This is a genomic window from Bradyrhizobium sp. (assembly GCF_049798375.1).
In the GTDB taxonomy this organism is placed as follows: domain Bacteria; phylum Pseudomonadota; class Alphaproteobacteria; order Rhizobiales; family Xanthobacteraceae; genus Bradyrhizobium.
The window spans coordinates 1-5,077 of the sequence record NZ_JBARGP010000537.1 but is presented as its reverse complement, the minus strand read 5'-3'; the positions used below and the strand labels follow the sequence as shown (position 1 = coordinate 5,077).

The following is a 5,077-nucleotide window of genomic DNA, read 5'->3' as shown; positions in this document are numbered from 1 at the left end:
GATAACCAGCGTCTGGCCGAGCGGGCCGCCAAGCTCGAATCCCAGGCTGCCGTGCAAGCTGCGGTCGCCCCGGCCGGTTCGGTTGCGCCGGCCTCGCGTCCGGCCCCGGCTCTCGATCGCGACACGCTCGCCGCCGTCGCCGCTGCCATGGCGTCGGACACTGTGCCCGCGGCGGCTCCGGTGCAGCCGGCCTCCTACGGCGATGTGACCGTCCGCCCGATCGCGCAGAAGCCCTCGCTGTTCCCCGAGCCGGAAGCTGTGCGTTCGATGCCGACGGAGCCGGCGGCGCCGCCGGAGACCTTCATTCCCCAGGCCGCTGAGCGGGTTCCGGTGCGCACGCCGCGGATGCCCAAGTTCGAGGACCTGCCGATGCCGGCTCAGGCCGAGCTTCGCCAGGCGCGGGGTGATGCCGAATCCGACGAGCATCCGCAGAGGACGCGCATGTCGCTGCTGCAGCGGCTGGCCAATGTCGGCCTCGGCCGCCGCGAGGAAGACGCCGAGCCGCCGGTTGCAACGCGCATGGCCGGTCCCGCGATGCCGCCGCTGCCGGAACGAAAGCCGCAGCGCAGCGTTGCCCAACAGATGTCGACTCACGAGCAGCCCGTCTCGGAGTATGCGCGCCGCCCTGCGCCGCAGGGTCTGGACCTCCATGGCCGCCCCGCACCTGTGGCGCCGGTGCCACATGGCGATGATCATTTGGATATCCCGGCCTTCCTACGGAGGCAGGCAACCTGACAATTGTTACAGCCCAGGCTGCGTCGAAGAGGCCCGGTTCTCACGAACCGGGCCTTTTTGTTACACTTCATGTCAGTGGTGTGAGCAGCCAAATCACTGATTTTAAATGATTAATTATTCTTTTCATCGCCTAATATGCAACCTGGAGGTAAACGCCCGCGTTCCATTTTGGTTAAGCGACGGCTTGAATACGGCAGAGCTGGGGTAACAATCGGTAAAGAAGCGTGAGTTGGCGCTCTTTGGGGTCGTGATTAAGGTTCTGCGGTGACTTGGGGATACTTCGATTGAGTCGGCGCGCTGGGGCGGGCCGGAGACGGTGTCGAAGTGGGGTCTTGGGCGAATATCGATGAAGTTCAGCCGGCAAACAACGCTTCGTTCGCAAGCCACCGTAACGGGTGTCGGCGTTCATTCTGGCACAGCAGTCAACCTCACCATCGGGCCGGCATCTCTCGATGCAGGTTATGTTTTTGTCCGCACTGGGCTTGAGGGCCGTGACCGCAAGGTCAAGGCGATCGCGGGATCCGTGATTGCGACCGAGTTAGCGACGGTGCTGGGCGACCGCGACGGGGCGCTGGTTTCGACTGCCGAGCATGTGCTCGCCGCGCTGCGCGGCATGGGTGTCGATAACGCCACGATCGAGATCGACGGCCCCGAGGTTCCGATCATGGACGGCAGCGCTGCTCCGTTCGTCGCGGCGATCGAGCAAGCCGGTGTCATGTCGCAGTCGGCGCCGCGCCGCTTCATCCAGGTGCTGAAGCCGGTGCAGGTCGCGATGGGCGCCTCGCTCGGCGAGCTGCGTCCGAACGCCAACGGGTTCCGTGTCGAGATCGAGATCGACTTCAAGAGCCCGGTAATCGGTCGCCAAGTCTACGATTTCGATCTCAGCCCTGAGCGCTTCCGCCGCGAGATCGCCCGCGCTCGCACCTTCGGGTTCATGAGCGACGTGGCGCGGCTCTGGAGCGCCGGCTTCGCACTCGGCTCCTCCCTCGAGAACTCCCTTGTGTTCGACGAGGAACGCCTGCTGAATCCCGAAGGCCTGCGCTATGCCGACGAATGCGCGCGTCACAAGGTGCTGGACGCACTCGGCGACCTGGCGCTGGCCGGCCTGCCGCTGCTCGGTACCTATCGCTCGGTGCGCGGTGGCCACAAGCTGAATCATGCCGTGCTGACCGCGCTGCTCGCGGACCGGACGACGTGGCGGGTGGTCGAAGGCGAGACGGTGCGCCGTCCGCGCGTGGCGACCGAATTGGTCGGTGGCATGGTCGGCGGCATGATTGCGCCGGCCTTCGGTCCGGACGTGTCCTGAACCTGGGTTCCTTGATCGCGATCGGTCGCAGGCTTTGCGCTGCGATTTTTGTTTCCGGATATGCTTGCTTGGGCCGACCACGGCTTGCCGCTGCGACATTGAACCACGTCCGGGCTCGGGCGGGCTTTCGTTTGTCGATTCGACGCGGTAACCATGATTGTCCACCGCACGCCGGAGGCCGCCTTAATCCGGGCGGAATGCCTGCCTATGCGGTTGGTTAACGAAGGTTTTTCGATTAGACACGCCGTGGCCGCATGGCAGGCCTCACGGGCAATGCCTATCCTTCGCGTTCACGGCTGAAAGCCGACGGTGCGTGGCATATTTCGGATCTCAGGCGTCAGGTTCAAAACGGGCTCATGTCGACACAGCGTCTTTCGCGCGATCTTCGCAATCCCTCGACGGGCATGAGCCGCGTGCGGCTTGCTGCATCCCTGATCGTCCTTGCGCTGCCCTTGAGCGGCTGCGGCACCGGCGCGCTGTGGGACAAGTTCATGGCCAAGGACGACACCTTCGTCGATCAGCCGCCGGACAAGCTCTACAACGAGGGCTTGTACCTGATGAACGAGAAGAAGGACATCAAGGAAGCCAACAAGAAGTTCGAGGAAGTCGACCGCGAGCATCCTTACTCCGACTGGGCGCGCAAATCGCTCTTGATGTCGGCCTATGCGTCCTATCAGGCCGCCGACTATGACGGCTGCATCGGCTCCGCGACCCGCTACATCACGCTGCATCCGGGCAGCCCGGACGCCGCCTACGCGCAGTACCTGATCGCGGCCTCGCATTACGATCAGATTCCGGACATCAGCCGCGACCAGGGCCGCACTCAGAAAGCGATCGCAGCGCTGGAAGAGGTGATCCGGAAATATCCGACCTCCGAATACGCCACCAGCGCCAAGGCCAAACTGGAAGGCGCGCGCGACCAACTCGCCGGCAAGGAAATGGATGTCGGCCGCTATTACTTGCAGAAGAAGGACTACACTGCGGCGATCAACCGCTTCAAGACCGTGGTCACGCAGTACCAGACCACGCGTCACGTCGAGGAGGCGCTGGCGCGCCTTACCGAGGCCTATATGGCGATCGGGATCGTCGGCGAGGCGCAGACCGCGGCCGCCGTGCTCGGGCACAACTTCCCGGACAGCAAATGGTACAAGGACGCCTACAATCTCGTGAAGTCCGGCGGCGTCGAGCCGTCCGAGAACTCGGGCTCCTACATCTCCAAGGCCTTCAAGAAGCTCGGGCTGGGCTAGGCGCTCCGGCCCGAGACCTGCGTACGGTCTCGTGGGCAAAGCGAAGCGCGCCCACCACATTTGCGCCCTCCGTTGGAAGCAAGACCGCCGCCGCCCATCGAGCATCGGCGGGCAGAATGGCTTGACCGATCTCGAGCACCTGTCGGGCCGTCGACCTGGGACGACGACCTTTCGGTTATTCCGGCTTTGTTCTGAATTCTTGTTTTGTTCTCATTTTCCTGATAAGCTTGAGTCCATCGGTCCAGGGCAATTGCCCTCAACGGGGACTCATTCTGTCATGCTGGCGCGTCTGTCGATCCGTGACATTGTTCTGATCGAGCGTCTCGATCTGGAGTTTTCCAACGGGCTTGCGGTGCTGACCGGTGAGACCGGCGCCGGCAAGTCGATCCTGCTGGACGCTTTCGCGCTGGCGCTGGGCGGCCGGGGCGATGCCAGTCTGGTCCGTCATGGCGCCGAGCAGGGCCAGGTCACGGCCGTATTCGAGGTGACCAAGAACCACCCGGCAGCAAAGATCCTGGCCGACAATGGCCTCGATGACGATGGCGAGATGATCTTGCGCCGCGTCCAGTTTGGCGACGGCCGCACCCGCGCCTTCATCAACGACCAGTCGGTCAGCGTCCAGACCCTGAAGGCGGTCGGTGCCGCGCTGGTCGAGATCCACGGCCAGCATGACGAACGCGCGCTGGTCGATGCCGCCACTCACCGACGCCTACTGGACGCCTTTGCCGGCCTGGAGAAGGACGTTGCGGTGGTCGAGGCGCTGTGGGCGGCGCGACGGACCGCCGCCACGGCGCTGGAGGAGCATCGTGCCGGCATGGAGCGCGCCGCGCGCGAGGCGGATTATCTGCGCCATGCCTCCGATGAGCTGAAAGCGCTGAAGCCCCGGGAGGGCGAGGAGACGCAGCTTGCCGCGCGGCGCACCGCGATGATGCAGGGCGAGAAGATCGCCGGCGATCTGCGCGACGCCCAGGACGCCGTCGGTGGCAACCAGTCGCCGATCGCAAGTCTGTCGGCCGCCGTGCGGCGGCTGGAGCGGCGCGCCGTCAACTCGCCGGCCCTGGTCGAGCCGGCCGTGAAGGCAATCGATGCCGCGATCAATGCGCTGGAGGAGGCCGACCAGCATTTGACGGAAGCGCTCCGCGCTACCGATTTCGATCCATTGGAGCTGGAACGGATCGAGGAGCGGCTCTTTGCTTTGCGGGCTGCCTCTCGCAAATATTCGACGCCGGTCGATGGCCTTGCCGCACTTGCGGCCAGATATGCCGCCGATGTCGTGCTGATCGACGCCGGTGCCGAGCAGTTGAAGAAACTGGAAGCTGCCGCTGCCCAGGCGGATGGGCGCTACGCTGCCGCGGCCGAAAAGCTGTCGGCGGCGCGGACCAAGGCCTCCGAGAAGCTCAACCGGGCGGTCAATGCCGAGCTTGCGCCGCTCAAGCTCGAGCGCGCCAAGTTCATGACCGAGGTCGAAGCCAATGCAGAGGCGCCGGGTCCGCAGGGCATCGACCATGTCGAATTCTGGGTGCAGACCAATCCGGGCACCAGGCCCGGGCCGATGATGAAGGTGGCCTCGGGCGGCGAGCTGTCGCGCTTCCTGTTGGCGCTGAAAGTCGTGCTGTCCGATCGCGGTTCGGCGCCGACCCTGGTGTTCGACGAGATCGACACTGGCGTGGGCGGTGCCGTGGCGGACGCGATCGGCGCCCGGCTGGCGCGGCTGGCCGGCCAGGTTCAGGTGATGGCGGTGACCCATGCCCCGCAGGTCGCGGCCCGCGCCGACCAGCATCTCCTGATC

The 5,077-nt window shown here is 65.0% G+C and carries 3 protein-coding genes and 1 pseudogene; all 4 read left to right on the top strand.

Going from position 1 to position 5,077, the window contains the following annotated elements; all coding sequences use genetic code 11:
- Positions 1-735: pseudogene (locus WA702_RS21720) on the top strand (cell division protein FtsZ); the annotation flags it as partial.
- Between the two features lie 346 nt (positions 736-1,081).
- Positions 1,082-2,041, top strand: a complete 960-nt coding sequence (gene lpxC / locus WA702_RS21715) for a UDP-3-O-acyl-N-acetylglucosamine deacetylase (RefSeq protein ID WP_425112607.1) — start codon at positions 1,082-1,084, stop codon at positions 2,039-2,041.
- Positions 2,042-2,397: 356 nt separating this feature from the next.
- Positions 2,398-3,288, top strand: a complete 891-nt coding sequence (locus WA702_RS21710) for an outer membrane protein assembly factor BamD (RefSeq protein ID WP_425112606.1) — start codon at positions 2,398-2,400, stop codon at positions 3,286-3,288.
- 277 nt (positions 3,289-3,565) lie between these two features.
- The coding region (gene recN, locus WA702_RS21705; protein WP_425112605.1) for a DNA repair protein RecN at positions 3,566-5,077 on the top strand (1,512 nt) is incomplete at its 3' end.

Coding starts and splice junctions, on each gene's coding strand:
- WA702_RS21710 (WP_425112606.1), top strand. CDS start 2,398: ATGTCGACACAGCGTCTTTCGCGCGATCTTCGCAATCCCTCGACGGGC.
- lpxC (WP_425112607.1), top strand. CDS start 1,082: ATGAAGTTCAGCCGGCAAACAACGCTTCGTTCGCAAGCCACCGTAACG.